The sequence below is a fragment of the Zobellella aerophila genome, from assembly GCF_039539325.1.
Classification (GTDB): Bacteria; Pseudomonadota; Gammaproteobacteria; order Enterobacterales; family Aeromonadaceae; genus Oceanimonas; species Oceanimonas aerophila.
Genome location: NZ_BAABCX010000005.1, coordinates 102,652 through 126,466 on the forward strand (window position 1 = coordinate 102,652; position 23,815 = coordinate 126,466).

At 57.8% G+C, this 23,815-nt stretch carries 22 protein-coding genes; 8 read left to right on the forward strand and 14 right to left on the reverse strand.

The annotated features are described in order from the left end of the window. Window positions 1–69 precede the first annotated feature (69 nt). Window positions 70–1,071: a GlxA family transcriptional regulator gene (locus tag ABD806_RS15320; RefSeq protein ID WP_344959595.1), complete on the reverse strand. Its 1,002-nt coding sequence runs from the start codon at window positions 1,069–1,071 to the stop codon at window positions 70–72. A 145-nt stretch (window positions 1,072–1,216) separates the two neighbouring features. Between ABD806_RS15320 and ABD806_RS15325 the strand changes: the two genes are divergently transcribed. The 5 genes from ABD806_RS15325 (at window position 1,217) to ABD806_RS15345 (ending at window position 7,311) form a co-directional block, all read left to right on the forward strand. Then, complete coding sequence (locus tag ABD806_RS15325) at window positions 1,217–2,107, forward strand: alpha/beta hydrolase (RefSeq protein WP_344959597.1); 891 nt, start codon at window positions 1,217–1,219, stop codon at window positions 2,105–2,107. 92 nt (window positions 2,108–2,199) lie between these two features. Further along, on the forward strand, window positions 2,200–3,096 hold the full coding sequence (locus ABD806_RS15330) for an amidohydrolase family protein (protein ID WP_344959599.1): 897 nt from the start codon (window positions 2,200–2,202) through the stop codon (window positions 3,094–3,096). A gap of 67 nt (window positions 3,097–3,163) precedes the next feature. Further along, window positions 3,164–3,664 (forward strand): M48 metallopeptidase family protein, encoded by a 501-nt coding sequence (locus tag ABD806_RS15335; RefSeq protein ID WP_344959601.1) that lies wholly within the window; start codon window positions 3,164–3,166, stop codon window positions 3,662–3,664. 259 nt (window positions 3,665–3,923) lie between these two features. Continuing rightward, window positions 3,924–5,390: a NarK family nitrate/nitrite MFS transporter gene (locus tag ABD806_RS15340; RefSeq protein ID WP_344959603.1), complete on the forward strand. Its 1,467-nt coding sequence runs from the start codon at window positions 3,924–3,926 to the stop codon at window positions 5,388–5,390. Window positions 5,391–5,583: 193 nt separating this feature from the next. After that, a complete protein-coding gene (locus ABD806_RS15345) occupies window positions 5,584–7,311 on the forward strand; it encodes a bifunctional protein-serine/threonine kinase/phosphatase (RefSeq protein ID WP_344959606.1) in 1,728 nt (575 codons plus the stop codon). Between the two features lie 66 nt (window positions 7,312–7,377). Here the strand turns inward: ABD806_RS15345 and ABD806_RS15350 are convergent, their stop codons facing one another. From ABD806_RS15350 to ABD806_RS15360, 3 genes are all read right to left on the reverse strand, one after another. Beyond that, on the reverse strand, window positions 7,378–8,682 hold the full coding sequence (locus ABD806_RS15350) for an NCS2 family permease (RefSeq protein WP_344959608.1): 1,305 nt from the start codon (window positions 8,680–8,682) through the stop codon (window positions 7,378–7,380). Window positions 8,683–8,703: 21 nt separating this feature from the next. Next, a complete protein-coding gene (locus tag ABD806_RS15355; protein WP_344959610.1) occupies window positions 8,704–9,816 on the reverse strand; it encodes an adenosine deaminase family protein in 1,113 nt (370 codons plus the stop codon). Window positions 9,817–9,897: 81 nt separating this feature from the next. Further along, on the reverse strand, window positions 9,898–10,824 hold the full coding sequence (locus ABD806_RS15360) for a LysR family transcriptional regulator (RefSeq protein ID WP_344959612.1): 927 nt from the start codon (window positions 10,822–10,824) through the stop codon (window positions 9,898–9,900). A 469-nt stretch (window positions 10,825–11,293) separates the two neighbouring features. Between ABD806_RS15360 and ABD806_RS15365 the strand changes: the two genes are divergently transcribed. Beyond that, on the forward strand, window positions 11,294–11,965 hold the full coding sequence (locus tag ABD806_RS15365) for a Dph6-related ATP pyrophosphatase (RefSeq protein WP_344959614.1): 672 nt from the start codon (window positions 11,294–11,296) through the stop codon (window positions 11,963–11,965). A 132-nt stretch (window positions 11,966–12,097) separates the two neighbouring features. On the opposite strand, the gene ABD806_RS15370 is transcribed toward ABD806_RS15365, so the two are convergent. From ABD806_RS15370 to ABD806_RS15415, 10 genes are all read right to left on the reverse strand, one after another. Next, window positions 12,098–13,084 carry a transporter gene (locus tag ABD806_RS15370; RefSeq protein WP_344959616.1) on the reverse strand — a complete coding sequence of 329 codons (987 nt, stop codon included), beginning with the start codon at window positions 13,082–13,084 and terminating at the stop codon, window positions 12,098–12,100. A 2-nt stretch (window positions 13,085–13,086) separates the two neighbouring features. Then, a complete protein-coding gene (locus tag ABD806_RS15375; protein ID WP_344959618.1) occupies window positions 13,087–14,316 on the reverse strand; it encodes a VpsR-related response regulator in 1,230 nt (409 codons plus the stop codon). 320 nt (window positions 14,317–14,636) lie between these two features. Beyond that, a complete protein-coding gene (locus ABD806_RS15380) occupies window positions 14,637–15,086 on the reverse strand; it encodes a hypothetical protein (RefSeq protein WP_344959620.1) in 450 nt (149 codons plus the stop codon). 11 nt (window positions 15,087–15,097) lie between these two features. Further along, window positions 15,098–15,772 (reverse strand): C39 family peptidase, encoded by a 675-nt coding sequence (locus ABD806_RS15385; protein WP_344959622.1) that lies wholly within the window; start codon window positions 15,770–15,772, stop codon window positions 15,098–15,100. Between the two features lies 1 nt (window position 15,773). After that, a complete protein-coding gene (locus tag ABD806_RS15390; protein ID WP_344959624.1) occupies window positions 15,774–16,091 on the reverse strand; it encodes a hypothetical protein in 318 nt (105 codons plus the stop codon). Between the two features lie 46 nt (window positions 16,092–16,137). Continuing rightward, complete coding sequence (locus ABD806_RS15395) at window positions 16,138–16,896, reverse strand: hypothetical protein (protein WP_344959626.1); 759 nt, start codon at window positions 16,894–16,896, stop codon at window positions 16,138–16,140. Between the two features lie 525 nt (window positions 16,897–17,421). Beyond that, window positions 17,422–18,111 carry a glutathione S-transferase family protein gene (locus ABD806_RS15400; protein WP_344959628.1) on the reverse strand — a complete coding sequence of 230 codons (690 nt, stop codon included), beginning with the start codon at window positions 18,109–18,111 and terminating at the stop codon, window positions 17,422–17,424. 116 nt (window positions 18,112–18,227) lie between these two features. Further along, window positions 18,228–19,499 carry an amidohydrolase gene (locus tag ABD806_RS15405; RefSeq protein WP_344959630.1) on the reverse strand — a complete coding sequence of 424 codons (1,272 nt, stop codon included), beginning with the start codon at window positions 19,497–19,499 and terminating at the stop codon, window positions 18,228–18,230. A gap of 9 nt (window positions 19,500–19,508) precedes the next feature. Further along, window positions 19,509–20,966, reverse strand: a complete 1,458-nt coding sequence (locus tag ABD806_RS15410) for a sodium:solute symporter family protein (protein WP_344959632.1) — start codon at window positions 20,964–20,966, stop codon at window positions 19,509–19,511. Beyond that, the gene (locus tag ABD806_RS15415) at window positions 20,959–21,165 is read right to left on the reverse strand and encodes a hypothetical protein (protein WP_344959634.1); all 207 of its coding nucleotides are present in this window, start codon (window positions 21,163–21,165) and stop codon (window positions 20,959–20,961) included. The genes ABD806_RS15410 and ABD806_RS15415 overlap by 8 nt, the downstream gene beginning before the upstream one ends. A gap of 162 nt (window positions 21,166–21,327) precedes the next feature. Here ABD806_RS15415 and ABD806_RS15420 point away from each other — a divergent pair, with 162 nt between their 5' ends. Continuing rightward, entirely contained in the window at window positions 21,328–22,239 is a 912-nt protein-coding gene (locus ABD806_RS15420) for a LysR family transcriptional regulator (protein ID WP_344959636.1), read from the forward strand. A 104-nt stretch (window positions 22,240–22,343) separates the two neighbouring features. Continuing rightward, the gene (locus ABD806_RS15425; RefSeq protein WP_344959638.1) at window positions 22,344–23,798 is read left to right on the forward strand and encodes a DUF3360 family protein; all 1,455 of its coding nucleotides are present in this window, start codon (window positions 22,344–22,346) and stop codon (window positions 23,796–23,798) included. The last annotated feature ends 17 nt before the right edge of the window (window positions 23,799–23,815 follow it).

Genomic DNA, 23,815 nt, shown 5'->3' on the forward strand with positions numbered 1-23,815 from the left:
TCACACTTGTAGGTTGTCCTACAACATGACGGAAAAGTATAAGAAACCATCGGTCGATACAAGCCCTTTTTAGCCTTGCTCCGCTTGCGGGCTCCGGGGGTCGGCCACCGGCTTGACCCGCCGGGCCTGTCGCGCGTTCTTGGGGGTCAGGCCATACTTTTGCTGGTAGCAGCGGGAGAAGTAGGAGGTGGAGGCAAAGCCGCAGGCCATAGCCACCTGCAGGGTGGACAGGCTGGACTGCAGCAGCAGGTGATGCGCCTTTTCCAGCCGCAGATCCTGGTAAAAACTGGCGGGCGTGGTACCCAGCTGCTGCTTGAACAGCCGCTCCAGCTGGCGACTGGACAAACCGATCCGCTCGGCCACCTCATGACAGCTCAGCACCTCTTCCAGATGGTTGCGCATCACCTCGATGGCCCGCACCAGGCGCGGGTGATTAATATTCAGGCGCGCCTGTATCGCCATGCGCTGGCTTTCATGGGCCGGCCTGATATTGGGATGGATGCACTGCTCCGCCACATCATTGGCCAGCCGTTCACCATGCTTGAGGGCGAGCAGATGCAGCATCATATCCAGCCCGGCCAGGCCGCCGGAGCAGGAAATAACCTTGTCATCCACCTCGTACAGTTCGCCGGTGACCCTGAGCTCGGGAAACTCTTCCTGCAGGCTTTCCTTGTTCTCCCAATGGATGGTGCAGGAGTGGTTCTTCAGGATCCCGGCCCGGGCCAGCAGCAGGCTGCCGGTCGAGGCTGAACCGACGGTGACCTGCTTGCGGGAAAGCTGCCTCAGCCAGCGATTCAGCCCTTCGTCCTTCACCAGATCGGCACCGATCCCCGCCACCACTATCATGGTGGTAATGCCCTCGGTGTCGGTAAAGCTGCGGGTCGGCGTAAAGGGCATGCCATTGCTGGCCAGCACCGGTTGATCATCCCTGCCGTACAGGTGCCATCGATACAGGGGCCGGCCCTTGATGCGGTTGGCCATGCGCAGCGGCTCCACCGCCGCGGCAAAAGACAGCATGGAAAAATCCGGTACCAGGAAAAAACCTATCTGCTCCACACCTTGGACTTCCATCACCTTCACTCCTCGAAACGGCCCTGGGGCCACCGCTCATGATGTCGCTTTTGTTGGCAACATTGTCGGATATTAACAGTTAATTAACCATGACGTTACCGCATCATAGCTCTCGACCCTACCACTCTTACTTGGGATACAGACGATGATCGAGCAAAAAGTTAAATTTCACAGCGATGGCCTGGTACTGGACGGCGCCTTCTTTGTCGACGAACACAACAACAACCCGGCCCTGCCCATAGTGATCGTATGTTCCGGATTTACCGGCCAGAAAAACATTCACCCCGAGCGCTATGCCCGCGCCTTCACGCCCAAGGGCTTTACCGTCTTCGGTTTCGATTACCGCGGTTTCGGCGAGTCCGAAGGTACCCGTGAGAAGGTGCTGCTGGAAGAACAGGTCAGGGATATCGCCGCCGCCGTGGCCGTGGTCCGTCACCGGGCCGAAGAAGAAGGCCGTAAAATCGTGCTGGCCGGCTGGGGCATGGCGGGCGGCCTGATCCTCGATGCCTATCGCCTGGTCGAAGGCCAGGTGGACGCCCTGGTGGCGATGAACGGCTTCTTCGACGCGGTACGAGTGCAGAAGGCCCTGCGCGGTGAGCACGGCTGGAAGGCCTTCAAGCAGTTCATGGCCGAAGAGCGCCAGCGCCTGGCCCAAGGCGGCGAACCGAAAGGCATAGATCCCTTCGACATCTATCCGCTGGATCCGGTCAGCCGCGAGTACGTCTTCTCCGAACTGGTCAAGGCACCGGGCTACGGCGTGACCTCCAGCTTCGATTTCGCCGATTCGCTGATCAACTTCAAACCCGAAGCCCACCTGGACGAGCGCTTCGCCAACGTACCTCTGCTGATCGCCCACGGCGCCGAAAACGATCTGCACCCGGTGACCGAGCCCAAGTCCCTCTATGCCGCCTACCCGGGTCCGAAGCAACTCTTCCTGCTCGAAGGCGGTGGCCATACCGAGTGGATGCTGGACGACAACCCCAAGTTCGTCTCCTTCTCCGGCCATATCGCCGAGTGGATGAAAAACCTGGCGTAACACGACGGGGGCAACCGCCCATGCCGTAACAACGGGGGAGGAGCCGCACCGGCCCTTCCCCTGATTATCTTCTATGGTCACCGGTACTCCATATGACTCAGCCTATCGATATTCCGCTTTGTGCCGCCGCCGATCCCTTTCCCCAAGCCGCCCACTTCAGGCTACCGGAAGGCAGTTGCGACACCCATGCCCATGTGTTCGGCCCCATGGAGCGTTACCCCTATACCCCCAACCGTACCTATACCCCACCCGATGCCGCCCCCGGCGCCTACCTGCATCTGCACAGGACGCTCGGGATCAGCCGGGGGGTGCTGGTCCAGCCCAGCGTCTACGGTACCGACAACCGGCTGATGGTGGACTGCCTGCATTACCTGCGCCGACAGGGGCTCCAGTACAAGGGGGTGGCGGTGGTGGATGCCGCCGTTTCCGAACGGGAGCTGGACGAACTGACCGAAGCCGGCGTCTGCGGGGTACGCATGAACCTGCTGTTCAAGGGGGGCATCGCCTGGCGGGATGTCGAGAACCTGTCCCGCCGCCTGGCCGAGCGCAACTGGCACCTACAATTTCTGATCGATGTGTCCGAGTTCGAGGAAATGGTACCCCGTATCCGCCGCCTGCCCACCCCGGTGGTCATCGATCATATGGGGCATATGGACACCGCCAAGGGCCTGCATCAGCCCGGATTTCAGGGGCTCTTGACCCTGGTCAGGGAGCAAAAAGCCTGGGTCAAGCTGTCGGGCAGCTACCGCATCACCCATCAGCCCCTGCCGCCCTATCTGGATGTGGTGCCTTTTGCCCGGGCGCTGATAGCGGCGGATCCGGCACAGATACTCTGGGGCTCAGACTGGCCTCACCCCCATTTCAACAGGGCCATGCCCGGGGACGGTCCCGTGCTCGACATGCTGGCCGACTGGGCACCCGACGAGGCAACCCGTCACCGCATCCTGGTCGACAATCCGGCCCGGCTGTACGGTTTTCCCTCCCGCTGATCCAGCAGCGGACAAAACCTCCACTGCGCCTTATAATGGGTCTCCGCTCATCCAGGGGAGACCCGCCGTGAATACCTTGAAATACCTGGCCGGTTACCCGGAGCACATTCAGGCCCAGGCCGGCGAGCTGGCGCAAAGCGGCCGCCTGGGCGACTACCTGCAGCGCAAATATCCCAACCGTCACCGGGTGCAGAACGATAAGGCCCTGTACGACTATGTGATGGCGCTGAAAAACCAGTATCTGCGCAAGACCCCGCCCTTGAGCCGGGTCCACTTCGACAGCAAGATCAACGTGCTCAAGCAGGCGCTCGGCATGCATACCTATCAGTCCCGGGTACAGGGCGCCAAGCTCAAGGCCCACAACAGCATCACCATCGCCGCCCTGTTCAAGGAAGCACCGGAAGAGTTCCTGAAGATGATAGTGGCCCATGAGCTGGCCCACTTCAGGGAGAAGGAGCACAACAAGGCGTTCTACCAGTTATGCTGTCATATGGAGCCCGACTACCACCAGCTGGAGCTGGATACCCGGCTCTGGCTGGTATGGCGGGATCTGCAGAAAGACGGCTGAATAGCTGTTCCGAATAGCGGGTCACTCGAGACGGCGACCGGGCATCGCTAAGCAGACCACCTCACCGGGGATGGTGCACACCGCCGCCAGCTCCCCTGCACCGGCATTGTGCATATATCCGCCAGCACGCTTTAATTTGGGGCCAAGCCCCCTTGCCCCCGTCGATTCTACCTAATAAAAACAATGACTTGTCAGCTTGGCATGATTCCGGCTTGTTACCCTGCAACGATGTTGTAACGGGCTCAGCGAGAATACCTATATGTCTGCTTCAAAAATCAATCTTTTATCCTTCAGCGGTAACAGCCGCATCCTGCATCTGACCTGGCTGGCATTTTTCATCAGCTTCATGGTCTGGTTCAATCATGCCCCCCTGCTGATATTTATCCGGGAGTCCATGGGGCTCACCAGCCAGCAGGTGTCCACCCTGCTGATCCTCAACGTGGCCCTGACCATTCCGGCCCGGATTGTGGTCGGCATGCTGGTGGATAAATTCGGCCCCAAGGTGATGTACTCGCTGCTGCTGGGCATGTCGAGCCTGATCTGTTTCTTCTTCGCCCTGGCCACCAGCTTCGAGCAGATGGCGCTGGCGCGCTTTATGCTGGGCTTTGTGGGCGCCGGTTTCGTGATTGGCATCCGCATGATTTCCGAGTGGTTTCCCGCCAAGCAGGTGGGGCTGGCCGAAGGCATTTACGGCGGCTGGGGCAACTTCGGCTCCGCCGCCGCCGCCATGCTGCTGCCGGCCATCGCCCTGCTGGTCGGCGGTGAGCACGGCTGGCGCTACGCCCTGGGGCTGACCGGCGCCATCGCCCTGCTCTACTCCTTTATCTACTACTTCAGCGTGTCCGACACCCCCAAGGGCTCCACCTATTTCAAGCCGAAAAAGTCCGGCGCCATGGAAGTGACCAGTAAGGGCGACTTCGTGCTCTATATCCTGATGAGCATTCCCCTGTACGCCGCCCTGGCCCTGCTGGCCTGGAAGCTGTCACCCCAAGGCGTGAGCCTGCTGTCCGCCACCGCCAGCTACGGGATTTATGTCGGCCTGGCCACCCTCTTTAGCTGGCAGCTGTTCCATATCGTCAAGGTCAACAAGGAGGTCTTCCATAAGCCGGTGCCGACCATCCACCGCTACAAGTTCAAGCAGGTGGCGGTGCTCAACCTGGCCTACTTGGCCACCTTCGGCGCCGAACTGGCGGTGGTGTCCATGCTGCCGCTGTTCTTCAGCGACACCTTCGGCATCAGTGCGGTGCAGGCCGGCCTGCTGGCCTCGGCCTTCGCCTTTATGAACCTGGTGTCCCGCCCCTGCGGCGGCCATTTCAGCGATAAGCTGGGCCGTAAGAAGACCCTGACCCTGAGCCTGGCCGGCGCCGCCATGGGCTTTTTCCTGATGGGAATGATGGACAGCAGCTGGCCGCTGGTGCTGGCGGTGCTGGCCACCATGGCCTGCTCCTTCTTCGTGCAGGCCGGCCAGGGCGCGGTGTTCGCGGTGGTGCCGCTGATCCAGCGCCGCCTCACCGGCCAGATCGCCGGCATGACCGGTGCCTACGGCAACGTGGGCGGGGTGGTGTTCCTGACGGTACTGTCCTTCGTCTCACCCCAGGTGTTCTTCTGGATGATCTGCACCACGGCCGCGCTCACCATGGTAGCGGTGCAACTGATGGACGAGCCGAGCGGCCAGATGGCGGAAGTGCTGCCCGACGGCACGGTGCAGATGATAGATGTACACTAAATAACTGTTCCGAATAGCAGATCACTACCGGCAGCGGCTGGGTTCCGCTAAGCAGACCCTCCGCGCCAGGGACGGCGCGGCGGAGCCCCCAGGGATGGGTTCACCGCGTGTCTGTGTGCGGGGCCCAGACGATGTAGCACTATCAGGATCTGCTATTCAGGACTCAGCCCAGCAACACAGCCAAGGACAACCTTTGACCACCAGCCCTAACGTCCGCTGCGGCCAGCACTCGCTAGCCGGGCGCAAACCCGAAAACCAGGATGCCCTGGGTTTTTTTGCCCCGGACAACCCCCTGCTGCTCGACGCCAAGGGCCTGGCCTGCGTGCTGGCCGACGGCATCAGCAGCAGCGACCAAGCGGCCCTGGCCAGCCAGTCGGCAGTGCGCGGCTTTATCGCGGATTATTTCAGCACCCCGGACAGCTGGTCGGTCAAACAGTCCGGGGCCAAGGTGCTGACCGCCATCAACCTCTGGCTGTGCAGCCAGGGCAGCCAGTTCCTGAGCGAATCCCGCTCCGCCGCCACCACCTTTTCCGCCCTGGTGCTCAAGTCCACCACCGCCCATCTGTTCCACGTCGGCGACAGCCGCATCTACCTGTGGCGCAACGACGAACTAGAACCCCTGACTCAGGATCACCGCGTCCGCCTCGGCAAGCAGCGGGAATACCTGGGCCGGGCGCTCGGCATCGACTACGGCCTGGAGATCGACTACAAATCGCTACCGGCGGAGCCCGGCGACTGCTTCGTGATGCTGACCGACGGTGTCTATGAATTTGTGCCCGACGGCGAGATCAGGCGGCTGCTGCGCCAGTACCCGGATCCCGACGCCTGCGCCCGGCAGTTGTGTGCAACGGCCCTGGCCCTCGGCAGCGACGACAACCTCAGCTGCCAGATCCTGAGGGTCGACCGCTTGCCCCGGCCGGAGGTGGACGAAGTGGTGGCCCGGCTCACCGCCCTGCCGTTTCCGCCGGAGCTGGAGCAGGGCATGCTCCTCGACGGCTACCGCATCGTGCGCGAGCTGCACGCCAGCTCCACCAGCCAGCTTTATCTGGCGGTGGACACCGACAGCGGCGACAAGGTGGTGCTCAAGACCCCTTCGGTCAATTTCGAGGACGATCCCGCTTACCTGGAGCGGTTCCAGCTGGAGGAGTGGGTCGGCCGGCGCATCAACAGCCCTCATGTGGTGCGGGTGATCGAGCAGCAGCGGCCCCGGCATTTTCTCTACTATGTGCTGGAATACCTGGAGGGACGCACCCTGGAGCAGAAACTGGACGACGAGGGCCCCCTGCCCCTGGGCGAGGTACGCCGGCTGCTGCCCCAGCTGATCTCGGGACTGCGCGCCTTTCACCGGCTGGACATGCTGCACCAGGATCTCAAGCCCGGCAACATCCTGGTCAGCGACGACGGCCTGCTCAAGATCATCGACTTCGGCTCCGTCCGCATCGCCGGTATCGCCGATATCGCCACCCCGCTCGAGCGCAAGACCCTGCTCGGCACCAAGCAATATACCGCTCCCGAGTACCTGCTCGGCACCCGGGTCGGCACCCACTCGGATCAGTTTGCCCTCGGCTGCATCCTTTACCAGCTGCTCAGCGGCCAGTTGCCCTACGGCGAGCGGCTGGCCGCCACCACCGGCCGGGGCCAGCTCAACCGCCTGCGCTATGGCTCGTTGCGCACCTATCAGCCGCAACTGCCGCACTGGGTCGACAAAGCCATCGGCAAGGCCGTGGCCCTCGATCCGACGCAGCGCTACGAGGCGCTGTCGGAGCTGGAGGCCGACCTCAAAAAGCCCAATCCGGCCTTCTTGCGCGAGGAGCAACTACCCCTGGTCGAACGCCATCCACTGGCCTTCTGGCGGATGCTGTCGCTGCTGTTGTTGCTCGGCAATGTGCTGCTGCTGGCGGTACTGCTGGCTCGGGAGTGACCCCGTCACCGGCATCACAGCCAAACGCGCGGGGACAGCTTGACCGCCCGACCGCCCGCCAGGAACTCAGTGCGCGCTGGCCACCACATGGAAGTAGTAAACCATGGCCAGGGCGATAGCATAGACGGACCAGTGATCCTCGCGCCAGCGGCCGGTGGCCAGCTTGAGGAAGGCATACACCACCATGGCGGCGGCGATGCCGTTGCCCGAGTTGAAGCTGAAGATGGTCATGGCCACGCAGAAGAAGGCCGGCAGATACTCGGTGATATCCTCGTAATTCACCTTCTTCATCGACGCCATCATCGACATGCCGATATAGATCAGGGCCGGCGCCGTGGCCACCGTCGGGATCATCGAGGCCAGCGGCGACAGGAACAGCATCAGCGCGAAGCACAGGGCCGCCACCACGGCGGTCAGGCCGGTGCGGCCACCCGCCTCCACCCCCGCGGAGCTTTCCAGGTAGGTGGTCAGCACCGGGCAGGAAAACAGGGCGCCGAAGGTGGTGGCGCTGGAGTCCACATAGAAGTTCTTTTCGATACCCGGCAGGTTGCCCTCGTCATCCAGGTAACCGGCCCGGCCACCGACCCCCAGCAGGGTGCCCAGGGTAGAGAAGAAGTCCGGAATGAAGAACGCCAGCAGGAACGGCAGGTATTTGGCATCCAGGGCGCCCAGCATGTCCAACTCGAACACCATGCCGTCCATGGCGCCCGGCAGGGCAAACAGGGTATCGGGCAACTTGGTCACGCCCAGCGGGATGCCGATGGCGGTGACCAGCAGTATGGCCAGTATGATGCCGCCTTTCACCCGGCGGGCGGTGAACAGCAGGATCAGGAACAGCCCGACCATGGCCAGTACCGGGCCCATGGCGTTGAGATCGCCGAACACCAGCACGTTCTTCTTGGCATCGGCCACCACTATGCCCGCCTGTTTGAAGCCGAGCAGGGCGATAAACAGGCCTATGCCCACCCCCACGGAGACCTTTACGCTCTGGGGAATGATGCGCACGATAAAGTCGCGGATGCCGAGGAAGGACACCAGCATAAACAGCACGCCGCTGATAAAGACGATGCCCGAGGCAATGCTTAAGGGCACACCGTCCCCCAGCAGGGTATAGGCGAAGATGGCGGCACTGCCGAGGCCGGGGCCCAGCACGAAGGGCCTGTTGGTATAGAGGCCCATGGCCAGCGAGGTGAGCACCGTCATCACCAGGGTGACGGTGAGCGCCGCCGAGAACGGCAGACCGCCCTTGCTCAGCATGCCGGGAATGACCGCCACTATATAGGCCATGGTAGCGAAGGTGGTCAGCCCGGCGATCACCTCCGTCCGGACATTGGTGCCGTTTTGCGGCAATTTGAAAAACCGATTCAACATGGGGAACTTCCTGTTTCAGACTCAGGCTATAGCACAAGGTAACCGATAGCGGACATGCCGCTCCGGCGGGATAACCGGCTCGACCGCCAGGGCCGCGCGCAATTGGTCAAACTCGGCGGGCCAGGCGCTGCGCCACCGCGCCTTCAGCGTCTCCGGCGCCCAGCTGGCCTCGATGCCGTTCAACATGCACTGGCGGATGCCGTCCAGATCGAAGCCGAATTCCTCCACCATCACCCGGTACAGCTCGGCGCCGTTGGTGTTGTGCATATGCCAGTCATCGGTGCAGGGCACTATAGTCAGCCCCAACTCGGCCATCTTGCGGATCGGATGCCGCCGCCGCCAGGTTTCCCGCTCCGGCCACTGACTCAGGTAGTAGGTATTGGAAGGGACAACGGTAAAGGGTACGCCCTGCCGGGCGCAGCGTGCGGCCAGTTCGGGATTGTCGATCACCGTATAGCCGTGGTCGATGCGATCCACGCCGATCAGATCCAGGCCGGTCTCCACATTGCGCCAGTGCAGGCCGAATTCGGAGCAGTGGGCGGTGAGCCGGTAGCCGTGCCGCCGGGCCAGGCGGTAGGCTTTCCAGAAGCCCTCCACCGGCGCCTGCTGTTCCTTGTAGTCGATGCCGATGCCCAACACATAGGGATGGGGATGCTCGAGCATGGCGTCAACCATGGCCACCGCTTCCTCCGGCGCTTTTTCCCGGTTGATGGAAGGGATCAGCCGCATCACCAGGCCCAGTTCCCGCTCGGCGTCGTCACAGGCCCGGATCAGCGCCTGATTGACGTCCTGATAGGACAGGCAGACATCGCTCGGGTTCCAGAAGGTTTCGATATAGCGAATACCGGTGGCATGGGCGTCTTCGGCCACCTCCCGGGCCACCCGGTAATAGTCTTCCGGACGGCGCAGCAGGGTATAGAGAAAGTTGAGGGCCGCGATGCCGCCCCGGCGCTCGCCGGTTTCAGCCTGATAGGCCCGGTAATAGCTGCGGGCCTCGGCCTCGGGCAGGGACACACCGTATTGGCGGGCCAGCGCCAGCATGGTGGTCAGGCGCACACCGCCCAGCAGGTGGTAATGGATATCCACCTTGGGAAAACGGTGCAGAAATTCGGTAAAGGACAGGCGGGATTGCACTGCTGGCCTCGCTTAAAAACCTTGATAATGGCGCAGTATCGCCGGCCGCCCGGCACGAGTGAAATGCCAATAACGGTATGGCTATGCCGGTTCGGCACCGTTACCCGGCCGATACCAGGGTTGCAGCAGCCGCCATTGGGTTGCCAGCCGCCGGTTCAGGGTTTGCCAGAGCAGCTCGGCGGCCTGGCTCAACGGCGCCTGATGACGATACAGACGGATTTGATAGGGAATGCGCCAGCGCTCGGGGCCCAGCGCGACCAGGCTGCCCTCGGCCAGCTCGGCCCCGATCAGGCAGTCGGGCAACCAGGCCACGCCCTTGCCGCGCAGCGCCATGTCTTTGTGCAGCTGGCACATGGAAGTTTCGAATACCGGCTGGAAGTGGCCCATCATGGAAGTGGGCATCTGCCGCTCGATCAAGCGGGCGCTGAAAGAATCGGGGCTGTAACGCAGATAAGGCAGCCACGCATCCTCGGCATGGAACCGGGGCCCGCCCCGGGCATCGACCCCGCTGACCAGCAGGAAATCCCCCTGGCCCAGACAGAGGTTGAGAAACGGCGGCTGCATCAACGACAGGATGTCAAACGCCAGCAACAGATCGCACTCGCCTTCGGTCAATGCCTCGACCGCAAAATCCACCCGCAATATGTCGATGGCACAGGCCGACTCCTCCACCAGCTCGAGCAAGTCCAGCAGGGTGGGTGTGGTCAGGGAGTGGGGCGCCGCGACCCGTACCGGCTTGAAGCTGATCCTGGGGGCCTGCTTCAGCTGTTCGAGCCCGGCGGTCATCTGCTCGGTGAGGTTGCGCGCCAGGGTACGAAACTGGCGTCCGGCCGGGGTCAGGCCGACCGGATTGGTGCTCCGGTCCACCAGCTGCTGGCCCACCGCGGCTTCCAGGGCCCGGATATGGCGCCCAAAAGCCGGCTGGGTGATATGGCGGGCCTCGGCGGCACGAGAGAAGTTGCGCAGCTCGCATAACGCCAGATAATCCTCCAGCCATTTGATGTCCATATCGCCCCTGTCGCCACCCGGCCAGAATAAAATCGGGGCAATATGCCCCAAGTTCACCGATACCCTGCACGTTATCCTGCCATCGGCAGCCGGTCAACGGCGGCGGCGCCAGTCCTGCCATTGCGGTTTGAACAGCCGTTGCCACAAGCCGCAACAGCAGTCTGAACATCTGCGCGTCAGGGCGCCGGTCCGACCATATGCTTTACCTCAAGGAAGGCGCTCAGGCCCCAGTATCAGCCAGCCCAGGGTGGTGCGTAAATTTCGAAAGCACGGACTGCATATCGAGCTCCGGGCTGCGGACTAAAGCCCGGATTGTAGGAAAGCCGCCGTCGTAACATGGCGACCAGCGTCATGATAAAATCCGGGTTACCATAGCAATCAAAACTCTGCCCATGGCGCCGGGCAGGCCCAGTGTACCTTGTGGACATTTTGCTTGGCAGCGAGAGGGCGCCATATAAAAAGGATACAGATGAAAAGAAAAACCCTTATGTCCTGGAGCAGCGGCAAGGACAGTGCCTGGGCACTATATGCGCTGCAGCAGAGTCAGGAGTTTGATGTGGTCGGCCTGTTCACCACTGTGAATGAAGCCTTTGATCGGGTCGCCATGCATGGCGTCAGGGCCGAGCTGCTGCGACAGCAGGCAGAGAGCATAGGCCTGCCGCTGGAGGTGATCTCTATCCCCTATCCCTGCAGCAACGCACAATACGCGGAGCGCATGGCCGCTTTCGTTAAGAACGCCAAAGACAGAGGCATCGAATGTTTTGGCTTTGGCGACCTGTTCCTTGAGGATGTGCGCAATTACCGGGAGGAAAAGCTGAAAGACACCGGTATCGAAGCTGTGTTCCCCATCTGGGGAACCTCGACGGCCACCTTGCCGGGAGAAATGTTTCGCACTGGCCTGCGCACCCTGATTACCTGCCTTGACCCTGAAAAAGTACCGGAAGCCTTTGCCGGTCGGGAACTCGATGAGGCTCTGCTGGCGGCGTTACCTGAGGGCACAGATCCCTGCGGCGAAAACGGGGAATTCCACAGTTTTGTATTCGATGGTCCCATGTTCCGGAAGAAACTCGAGATCCGCATCGGTGAAATCGTCAAGCGCGATGGCTTTGTGTTTGCGGATCTACTGCTGGAAAACAGCTAACGTTATCAAACCTCCTGCTACGACGCGATTACCAGCCGAGCATGGGGTTACCTTCCCGTGGTTTAGACTTCATCATCCACAGCGGTAACCCCCATGTTCGAGACTGGCCGCCCTGGCCCTGCCGCCCCCATGTCAGAACGAGATTGGCATACCGAAATTCACCTGAACATCGGGCGCATCCTCCGTTAAACCCGCCTGCAAGTTCATATTGATGGAAGTTCTGTCGGTCAAGGCGAGCGAAAAACCTGTGGTCAGGCTATCCAACTGCAGGACCTCGGCGCCGCTCGCCCTCCTGCCATTGACCCGGGAAATAAACACCGTCCTGTGGTTGACCCCCAGGCTGAAAGAAAGACGATTGTTCACCGCAAACCCCATGCCCATCCCCAGGAAAAAACTGTCCCCCAGATCGACATTATCGTTTGCCCTGTCATCACCGTCTAAATCCCGGCCTGCGTCTGCCTCCAGGTTCCAGGTATAACCGGCGCTACCGAACAACACCGCCGGATCTGAGGGGTAAATAAGGGTCAGGCTGGGCTCGATAGCCCAGGCGCCCGAGCCGGTAGGCGGATCCGAAAAAATACCGTCGCTGTTCAATTCCTGGTCAAACGGAGAATCCCCCGTATCGGATTTCACTCTGAGTCCACCGATCCAGAAGGGAACCGACTCCAGGTTGAATTGGTAGCGAATTGCCCCTTCGATATCGCCCAGGCCACCACCGTTGGAGACAAAGGTGCTGGTAGTTACTTCTGGCCCACCGGGCTCTCTGAATGTGTAACTATCATGCCGGTAAACCCAAGGTACCCTCATCTCCAGTTCAATCCGGTTGGTTAGCCCGTAGCGCGCCGCCAGACCCCAGGTTAAAGTAGCCAAGTCTGAATCTTCGGCTTGAATTAACCCCACAACCAAGGCGGGCAGTACACTATAGCCCAAGATAGATATACGGTTTGATGTATTCTGGGAATAGCTGAACGAGGGCTCAATTTCAAAATGCCCTGCGGGGGTCAGTAGCCCCTGGGTATCAAGGGCATTGGCTACTGTATCGACAACCTGCCTGTCTTGTGCCTGCACTGAGCCCGCTACGGATAGCAGTAGGCCGGCAAATATTATCCTTTTATTCATTCTTATCTCCTAATCCCATATCTTGCTATCAGACGATGCAACGACGCCCTGGAAATACAGAGCAACTCGGCCGCTCTCCCCGGACGGCCCGACACCAGCTCAAGCACTCTTTTTATCGCGAGTGCATCCGCCTCCTCCCTTGCCTTACGCAAGCTCAAATTACTACTCTCGGGAGTCAACTTATCATCCAGCTCCATGGATTCCGCATTTAAGTAGTCGGTTTCAGAACAAGATAAGCCAGACATGACTTTTTCGATCAGCTCAGTGACATTCCCTGGCCAACTATATTTTTCTATAGCATCTTCGGCGTCATTAGCAAATCCCAATGAATATTTACCCAGCTCCCGGCTTAGTTTGTAAAGATAATATTTAGCCAGGATCAGTTTATCTTTCCCCCTATCTCTTAATGGAGGGATGTCAATCCAACACTTATTTAACAGCAATAAAAATTCGGGAACAAATGCATCAAGTTCATCCAATTCATTTGAGCTTACCTTACAACCAAAAACAAATTTAATGTTATCGATGGATGCACAACCAGAAATATGGTGCTGTACATAGCGGGGAAGAAGCTCAACACCATTTATGTATAAGCAGATTGGCTTCTCGGAACACTTAGAAACAATGGAATTAAATCGAGATATGTAAACAGCTGGGTCAATACGGCTGGCATCTAGCTCCAAAAACTGCAACCCTCGTAACTCAGCCAAGCTTTTGGTGAGCAAGCGCTTTCCTGTACCGCGCTCACCTGAAAGTGTCAGGCATTCACCTTTATGGCTTTGCAGGTAGATTAATGTATTCTGGAACTTTTCATGACGCCCAACTATCTCGCCTCTTTGAAATGACAGATTTAACTTATTCTTGAGCCGAGTCATACCATAAGCCCGCCCTATGGTAATGAATAGCCTCTCTTCCGATACTGGGGTCGTATGGTAGTCATAACAATGCATTGCGACAAACAGTTGCCACTCCTTCTTCAACAGTTGGCACTGAGAAAGGATGGCAATCCAAAACACGCCTTCATAGTTATCTAGCCATCGTTCCAGCCTGAAACTTGGTTTCTCTGTATCACTGCAGTCAATGATGGCTACCGATGTTTCTGAACTGTCTAGGTACAAGCCGGCTGTTTTCAGACTAGAATGACGGACCAGGGACCAATCCAGGTATTGATTGTCCCATACCCGCACACTCGAAGAATGTTGAAGGACCAAGACCTCCCTTTCTAAGGTCATTTTGCACCACCATATCCATCATCCATTGATGCCTATCACTATAGAACAGAATGACTCAGAATTAAGAGCACAACAAAAAATAATCATAAACATTTGAAAAAATAAATAAAATAAACAATAATCGCCTCATTTGAGGCTAAATAAAAACCCGGCGGGCTTAATCGTTGTCGCTCACCGGGCTTTATTGAGTTTAAAAATCAATGACCAAAGTGTAAAGTACATATTAGTTTCAACTTATAAAATATTTAAAAAAGCCACCGCCCGTTAGTGACTAGCCACCAATAACTAGTAGCTAGTAACTAGTCAGGTTCTACTAGTCACTAATAACCCACTTTAGTTGCTGAACGCAGTCGGGTAGATACATGTTGTTGCCTTATCATGGAATCCAAGGATCTGGGCGTAACTATATCAATCTCTAGTTTCACATCGGTCCTTATTCCATTGGCTGAATTTTCAATCAAATAACCCACCTGGCCATTCCCGTTTAGAGGAGTAATTCTAAGACCAGCGGGCAATCCATTTACAGCTGGCAACATCAGCCTATTGTTGGCCATATTGAATACATCACTAAAAAACACCCTATCACCATTAACCAAAGCCTCCATTCTCAATCCTATTGAATAATTAATACCAGGAAGATAAAAGCCTCCTCGTTGCTGCTCCAACATACTCTCTGGTAAAGTGGGTATGCTCTCAAGAGAAGCGTTATAACTTTTCGAAAAGGCTATAGCAGGTAGAATTAAAATTGTTACCATCAGCCACTTCATCATTCTCACCTCAATCAGTAATCATATTCAGACGGCAACATCAAATCTGTAAGGTGTGGCAGCTGTTGCATAAATGCCATCCTCGATGGGGCATTTGGGGCCGAGTGTTCCCAATCTTCTTTCTGATTGAAGCTGGCTTTCGCAAGCTCGGTACTGTCTCTTATAAAAAGAAAAATACCGTTACTGCTCTTGTCGAAACTCTCGCCATCCATTATATGCAATCCCAATGAAGGATCGCCAACCAGAACCTTATCGTCCATCACCCCCTTCACCACCACAAAGTGGTTATAGCCATTGTAGTTAACCAAGGCTATGGCAGGTATCCCCAGATTGATAATATCCTCCCGTTCCAACCTGTATCCATCTGCTTTCAAACCTCTCCTTGCTAAAAACTCCTTCATATCCAACATGGAAAAACCTTTTTTTTCTATCTTATCCTTGTCTCCAAATTTAAACATTTCCTCAAAAACGGTTGCTTCTGTGAATGGCATCCCATAATGGTGAGTAAGCAAGGAGGCCAGTGCCGCAGAACCACAACTAAAGTCATACTGCTGCTTAACGACCTCCCCAAATTTTATTTCCCCGAAGCTCTTTACCGGTACTCTCAGATGCCCCCCTCCTGTCCCCGGCAAGTTCAATGCAAAAGTTACCGCTGGAAAGAAAACCATCATTAATAATAATTTTTTCATATTATTTTGCCGATATCACGTTAACAGACGCACTCATATTGGTAACGTTAAAATTACCAGAAGTCAGATTGACCATAATAATCCCATTGGAACCAGACAAGGCACCCGCTGAGATATTATTAATCCCGGTAATAGAGTTAGCCATATTGTTCCCTGCTATAACGCCACCCTGAGCGGTATCATTTTCCTGATTATACAATTGTGCCATCCCTCTGCTTTCGCCTAGCAAGGCATCATCCGCTGCCGGAAGCATATCCAACTCCTGGCTAGCAAAGATGGAAGAACTCAAAAAAGCCGACAGCAATATTACCCTTTTCATATCCCCTCCAAGAAATTAACCGGCCCCGTAGGGCCGGCATTAAAGGTTAGAACTGCAGACTAGAGTTTACATTCACACTTTGTTGCCCAAGGGCGCTTTGTCCAGAAATCGCCTGTTGCACGTTAATACCGTGGGTCGCAGCAGAGTTGCCTACTGTGTTGTTGCCCGACCGGATCAAAGACACAGACAATACATTGGTCGAGGCACCAGCAAAGGCTTTCTGATCAAGATCCTGATCGGGGACCAGTGCTGCCAAGCCTAAGCCAGCACCCACGCCGGTTCCCACGCCCACGCCAACACCCACGCCGTCTCCATCGCTCAGGCCAATACCAAAGCCAAGGATGCCCACGCCGATACCGTCGCCGCCTTCGCCGTTACCGAGACCGACACCCAGGCCAAGACCAAGGCCAAGGCCAAGGCCAAGGTTGGTGCTGTCTTGCTTGGCTTTAGCATAGTTACCGCTATAGGCATCAGAACTGGCATATACATCTGACTTAGACTTAGTATCGCCGGTATATCCAACCTGATAGGTATTGTTATACTGCTTGGCAACCTTAATATCCTTATGGATTTTAGTGTAAGTCCTATAATCTATATCTGTTTTCCAAATATATTTTTTATTAATATCTACATCGACGATAACACTCTTATCAACGGCCTGATTACCATCATCGTTATTATTTGTTCCTCCGTCCTCGTGCTTAGGCTGTCCATACCCGCCGCCCCAAGGATTCGCAGCCGCACCGAATGAAGCGCCAAGTGATAACGCAACCAAAACTGCCAATGTTTTCTTTTGAATAGACATGGTAAAATCCCTCTTCCTTTACTTTAGTGTCTAATAATTTCGCCATTCCATATATCCTGGGCGAATTCAGGGTTCTCCTACCTAACCCTGTGTTAAAGGTTAGCGGAGCCAATTAAAACGAGATGTACCGAATATGATTTTCAACAAACCATTTAGAAATATAACCAATAAAATTAATAACACGGCTTAATAACCACTCTCATTTTTGAGACGGTATTTAACACAAATGTTATAAAATGACGCGCTCATTAATGAATTTTTTGGTGCCATCATATACGGGAAAACAAGGGTAACCTTTTGATAGAAAAACAAAATTATCCATAGCGAGCAGATTTAAAGCAATTTTTTCATGAAAGCGGCAGACACCGACCTAGCCTCCTGCCGATGGGCCGGACCGAGGACACTAAAAAGAACCCATGCGGATAAAAGCAGGAACTTTTAGCAGGCTGTTATTCCAGATCACTCCCCGAGGGCGCCAACCAAAGAAGACAAGATAAGCCACCCTTCTATACTAAACAGCATTGATCAATCGACAGGAGGTCGACCGGATCCATAGCGATAGGGTCCACCTGCCGCCAGCGCCTTTTGGTAGGCAGGCCGGACCTGCAGATTATCGACATAGGCTTTAAGCCTGGGATAGCTGTCGGCCGCATTGGCCCGGGTCATGGCCACTTCCAGGGGAAAACTCATCTGGATGTCGGCGGCGCTGAAGCTGTCGCCGGCAAACCATTCATGACAGGCCAGGTGATCGGCGACAAAACCCAGGTGGCTGTGCAGCTGGTTATCCAGAAACCGCCGGTTCACCTGAGCCACCAGCCTATTGATGATAAACCTGACGAAAAAAGGCATGGGGGCCGCCCGTATTTGCTCGAAAATATACCTGACCAGCAGCGGAGGCATCAGCGAGCCTTCGGCGTAGTGCAGCCAGTACACATACTCCCGATAGGCCGGCGTCCCCACAGCCGGCAACAGGGTTTCCCGGCCATAGTGCTGGGCCAGATAGTCGATGATGGCGCCGGACTCGGCCATGGTGATGGCGCCGTCGGTCAGCACCGGCGCCTTGCCCAGCGGATGCACCCTCTTCAGGCTAGCAGGCGCCAGTTGCGTATCTGCATCCCGCTGGTAGAGTATTATTTCGTAGGGCAGCCCCAGCTCTTCCAGCATCCACAGGACCCGCTGGGAGCGGGAGTTGTCCAGATGGTGCACGGTGATCATAGTGGCCTCCTTCCTTTATAGGTGACCCTTGATACTGGCACAGAACACCGCTTTCATCCTCCATGAAAGCAGGCTCGGATAGGAGCCTGCCTTCAGCGGAGTGAGCAAGGCCTACGTTAACGTTTCAGGAATGCCAGCGCCCCGGTCACCATGGCCGCCATGCCGGTGATCAGCGATGGCTGGCGATCCGGGGCATAGTAGGGTGAATGGGGCATAGGCAGCTGGAGCATGCGCTCGGAGACCTTGTCCCCTGTCGTCTTTTGCCAGTTCTCCGGGGTCGCTGCACCGATAAACCAGTAGGCGTAGGGAATGTCCTCCCCGCCAAAGCCACCGGCGGCGGCGTTGCCAAAATAGGGAAAGTCCTCGCTGCCGCCCAGACGTTTCATTTCAAAGATGAGCTCATCACCGAAGAAATCACCATGGGCCCGGCGCAACCTTTCGACCGTGGCCCCGTCGTTGTTGAGGGTGATAGTCTCGGTCAATACCCGGTATTCCGCCGGCTTGGGTGAGCGGCCGGCCTGGCACTCGGCATCGATAATACGCTTGATCGCCGCTATCACCTTGCCATGCACCTCATCGCTGAAGCTGCGCACGTTGATTTCCAGCTCGGCACTGTGCGGGATAACATTACCCTGGGTACCCGCCTGCAACTTGCCGACCGTCACCACGACATGCTCGCTCGGCTCCACCTCACGGGAGACGATGGTCTGCAGACGCACCACCGCATGGGCGGCAATCACCACGGGATCCACCGTCTGCGCCGGCATGGAGCCATGACCGCCGTCACCGTGTATGGTCACCCCCAGGGTGGTCGCGGCGGACATGGCCTGGCCTGGCAGGTGACCGACCATACCGGCCAATGCCGGCATATTATGCTGCCCCAGGATCACGTCTGGCCGGCCGATGCGCTCATAGAGGCCGTCGGCCAGCATGGCCTGGGCGCCACTAAAAATCTCTTCCGCCGGTTGGTGCACTATCATCAGTGTGCCTTGCCAGTGCTCCCGCAGGGCATGGAGTACGGCGGCCGCGCCGGTCAGGCAGCTGGCGTGCAGATCGTGGCCACAGGCGTGCATCACCGGCACACCGGAGGCCGAGTGCCGGCAGCTGGCATAGTCCAGCCCGGTCTGTTCGCGGATGGGCAGGGCATCCATATCGCCGCGCAGCATCACGCAGGGACCCTCGCCGTTGCGCAGCAGGCCGACCACGCCGGTCTTGCCGATGCCGGTGGTGACCTCATAACCTGTCCTTTGCAGCTGTTCGGCCAGCTTGCGGCTGGTTTCAACCTCCTCGAAGGGCAGCTCCGGATGCTGGTGGATGTCCTTGTAGAGCAGCTCGATACCGGCATATACCTTGTCGATGGTGCCCGCAATCAACTCGTTGATATTCATACTGTTACCTTATGCTTTAGAAACGATGGCCTGAGCCTTGTTATTCATCAGCAGCTGCCAGACAGCCACCACCAGCACGTTGAGGGCAAAACCCCAGAAACCCGGATGGAAGCCGAGCGGCGAGGACAGATAGAACTGATACAGCATGGTCAGGGCACCGCCCAGGACGGCGCCGGCAACCACGGAGCCCGTGCGCAGGGTCGGCATAAAGAGTGCACCAAAGACGATGGGCAGCAACTGCACAATCAGGCCGTAGGCCCCCAGCAGCACGGCCACCAGCGAGGCGGGGTTATACAGGGCGAACAGATAGCCCAGCAGGGATACCACCAGCACACCGAGCTGAATAGCCCGCACCACCGCTTGTTCCGAGGCGTGCCGCATCACAGAAATACAAAGGATATCCCGCACCGCTATGGTGGCGGCGGTATGTGCCAGGTTGGCGCCGGTGGACATGGCCGCCGCCAGCGCCCCGGACAGCATGATGCCAATCACCCAGGGAGAAAAGTTGGCCACTTCCATCACCAATTTCAGCAACACTTCATCGGGTTTGGCCAGGGGGGCATCGGCAAAGGCCAGCACACCGGCAAAGCCGATCAACAGCAGCGGTACCAGCAGATAGGCAAACAGCGGGTAGAAGACACTCACCTTGCGCAGGGTATAGGCGCTGTCGGCCGAATAGAATTTCATAAACAGATGAGGCCACATGGCGCCGCCGAAGGCACTGACCAGGATGGCGGTACTGAAGGCGCCCCAGCCCATGACGCCGGTAGCGCCCGGCATCACCAGATATTCCGGCATCTGCAGGTGGATCTGCGCAAACATGGGACCTACACCACCAAACAGGCGGTCGGTCACCGCCCAGCCCAGAAACCAGGCGATGCACACCATCATCACCCCCTGCAGCAGGTTGGTCCAACCGATACCGCCCAGGCCACTGCAGTACACATATACGGCCACCACCAGGAAAGCGAGCAGGGCTCCCAGCCAGAAGGGTACCAGACCACCGGTCGCAGCCTGGAACAGCATACCGGCGCCGGCGATCTGGATGGCCAGGTAGGGCACCAGCGCCACTATACTGATGAGGCCGGTAAAAGCGCCCAGGCTCTTGCTCTGATAGTGATGGGCAATCATGTCGGCCTGGGTCAGGTAACCATGCCGTTTACCCAGTTCACGCACCCGCGGCCCCATCACCCAGATCACTATGGGCACCAGGCTCAGATAAGCGAGCACATAGAATGCCGGAGCACCGTGCTTATAGGCCCAACCCGGCCCGCCCAAAAAGGCGAACGCCGAAAATATTTCCGCTCCCAGGATGAAGAACAGGATCACCACACCGACATGACGACCGCCGGCCACATATTCCTCCAGGCTGGAACCCGTGCCCTTGGTGCGGGCCCGCAGTCCCACCCATAACACCAGCACCAGATAGGACAGGGTGATCCCTGTGACGATAAGCGAATCAGACATCACGCTTGCCTCCATGCACCTTGATAAAGGCCGCCAGCAAGCCGGCAAACAGCAGAAACATCCACAGGATGTACCAGAAGAACAGAAACGGCAGGCCCAGCACAGTGGGTTCATAGCGGTTGGCGAGCAGGGCTCCGGGCCAGATCATGGCCAGGGTGCAAAGCACAAAGTGCAGCCCTATCCAGTGGTTGATTCGCATACAGCATCTCCTTCGCGATGTGGTTCCATTACCCACCTGAGGCGGGCGGTCACTTAGAAGATAACGGTTGCGACAGCAATATAAAAAATATTAAATAAATATATAACCCATACTTTTATAGCATGGGTATACCCCCAGACCGAGACTGCCGGAGCAGACACTATGGATTTTCGTCAGTTACGTTATTTCGTCGCCATAGTGGAAGAAGGCTCCATTTCTGCGGCCAGCCGCAAGGTGCATATCGCCCAGCCGGCCCTGACCCGCCAGATCCATGCCCTGGAAGCCGCGTTAGGGGGCAGCCTGTTCGAGCGCGGCGCCAAGGGCATTGCGCTCACGGTCACCGGCAAAGCGCTGTACGAAGAAGCAAAACAGCTGCTGGAAACCAGGGAAAGAATCATGGCCCGCATCACCGCCCTGGGCCAGGGCATCACCGGCAAGGTGGCCGTGGGGGTCACGGTTTCCCATCTGTGGGTACCGGAGATAAAACAGGTGCTGTCCGGCTTCCGGGACAGCTACCCCCAGGTGGCACTGGAGGTCTATCCCCTGCTGTCCGGCCCCCAGAGCGAAAAACTGAAAGACGGCTCCATAGACGCCGGTTTTCTCTATATGGGAGACGAGATCCCCGACTATTTAAGAACCCGCTTGTTTCACAAGGATAATCTGGTACTGGCCGTGCCCGAGAATTCCCCCCTGGTCGACTCGCCGCCCGATAAAGTTCATCAACTGAACCGGTATAATTTTGTCTGGGGGCCACGCAGCTCGTCCCCGGTTTATTACGACAAGCTGCTTGCCTATCTGCACCAGCAGGACTTCTATCCCAAGGTGGTCCAAATAGGCGCAGACAATGTCACCATCCTCAGCCTGGTGGCCGCCGGCCTGGGCATATCCATCGTCCCGGGCGACTGTAAGTGGATATCGCCGCCCGGTGTGAGCTTCATCGACATGCCTGAGCTGGCCCGGTGTGACATGTCGGTGTCCTTTGCCTGGAACACCCACAATCACTCCCCTGCCCTGCAGAACTTCATCAATACCGTGCTCGACGGCTGCCATACCCAACAACCGAGCAGTTGTTAATCAAATGTTCTAAGACTTATGTCCAATACCACAAAGATGTAACACGGCAGATACTGAGGCTCTGATATGACACCAGCTAGATGACCATCATCAAGGAGATCACCGTGTCAGATGCCACTACCCAGAGCTACCGTTCCCAGCGCCGCCCCCGGCGCTCCTTTGACAGCCGTACCGCCTACCTGGAACATGAGCTGTCGATCATGTCGCCCAAACGCTGGCGGCTGAACCTGCCCTTCCGGGATTATCACTTCGAGCTGGAAGATCTGGTGCCGGCCCTGGCCGCCACCATCGGCAAGATAGTGATGGTCGCCGCCGTGGTCGCCGCCTTTGCCGGTCCCTTGGGGTTGTCCAGCGAATTCGTGGTGGAAAACGTCCGCTTCGAGATGCTGATCGCCGCCCTGCTGTTTGTGATCCTGTTTTCCGGGCTACTCAATCCCAATGCCAACCTGGCCGGCACCCATGGCCCCATGATACCGCTGATCCCGCTGATCATCGGCGCCGGGGGACACCCCATGGCGCTCGGCATCATGGTCGGCCTGTTCGGCCTGTTGCTCAGCATCACCAAGGGAGGGACCAAGCTGATGTCGCTCACCAGTGAAGGGGTACGCGGCGGCCTGTTGATTTACCTGGGTGCCGTGGGCCTGTTCAGCCAGGTCAAGGCGCTGAACGGCTGGGCCGACGGCATCGGCATGGGTCATATCGGCTTTGCGGTGATCTTCAGCACAGTGCTGATGTACGCCCTGCTGGCCCGTTTCAAGATGCGCTGGCTGTCGATCCCGCTGGGTTCGGGTATCGCCCTGGCCATCGCCCTGCTGCTGGGCGCGCCCTTCGAGTTTGTCACCGAACCCGGCATCCCGCACCTGAGCCCGAGCTACTGGTGGGGAGCAGATACCGGCTGGCAGATGGGCTGGCCCGAGCTGCACCATTTTGTGGCCGTCGCGCCCTTTGCCATCCTGGCGGTGGCCATGTGGTCTCCCGACTTCATGGGTCATCGGGTGTTCCAGGAACTGAACTATCCGGAAAAGGCCCACAGGGTACTGATGAACGTCGACGATACCATGGCGGTGGCGTCGGTACGCCAGACCGTGGGCAGCATACTGGGCGGCGGCAACCTGACTTCGTCCTGGGGCACCTATATGATCCCCGCGGCCATCGCCAAGCGGCCGATTCCGGCCGGCGCCGTACTGACCGGGGTCTTCTGCGTCATCGCCGCCATCTGGGGTTACCCCATGGATCTGGCGGTGTGGGCCCCGGTGCTGCGCGTCGCGCTGATTGTCGGGGTATTCCTGCCGCTGCTGGAAGCCGGCATGCAGATGACCCGGGATCCCAAAAACTGCCAATCCGCGGGTATAGTGATCTTCGCCTCCGCCTTCGTGAACCCGGTGTTCGGCTGGTCGCTGACCATGCTGCTCGACAACCTGGGACTGATTGGCGACAAGGAGCGCGGCAACAGCTTGCCGCACCTGGATCGCTGGATTATCCCGGCGCTGACCTTCATCATCCTGGTCGGCACCATGGCCGCCATCGGCATGCTGCCCGGTATCCCGGCGCTGCTGTAAGCCGGCAATCGGGAGCT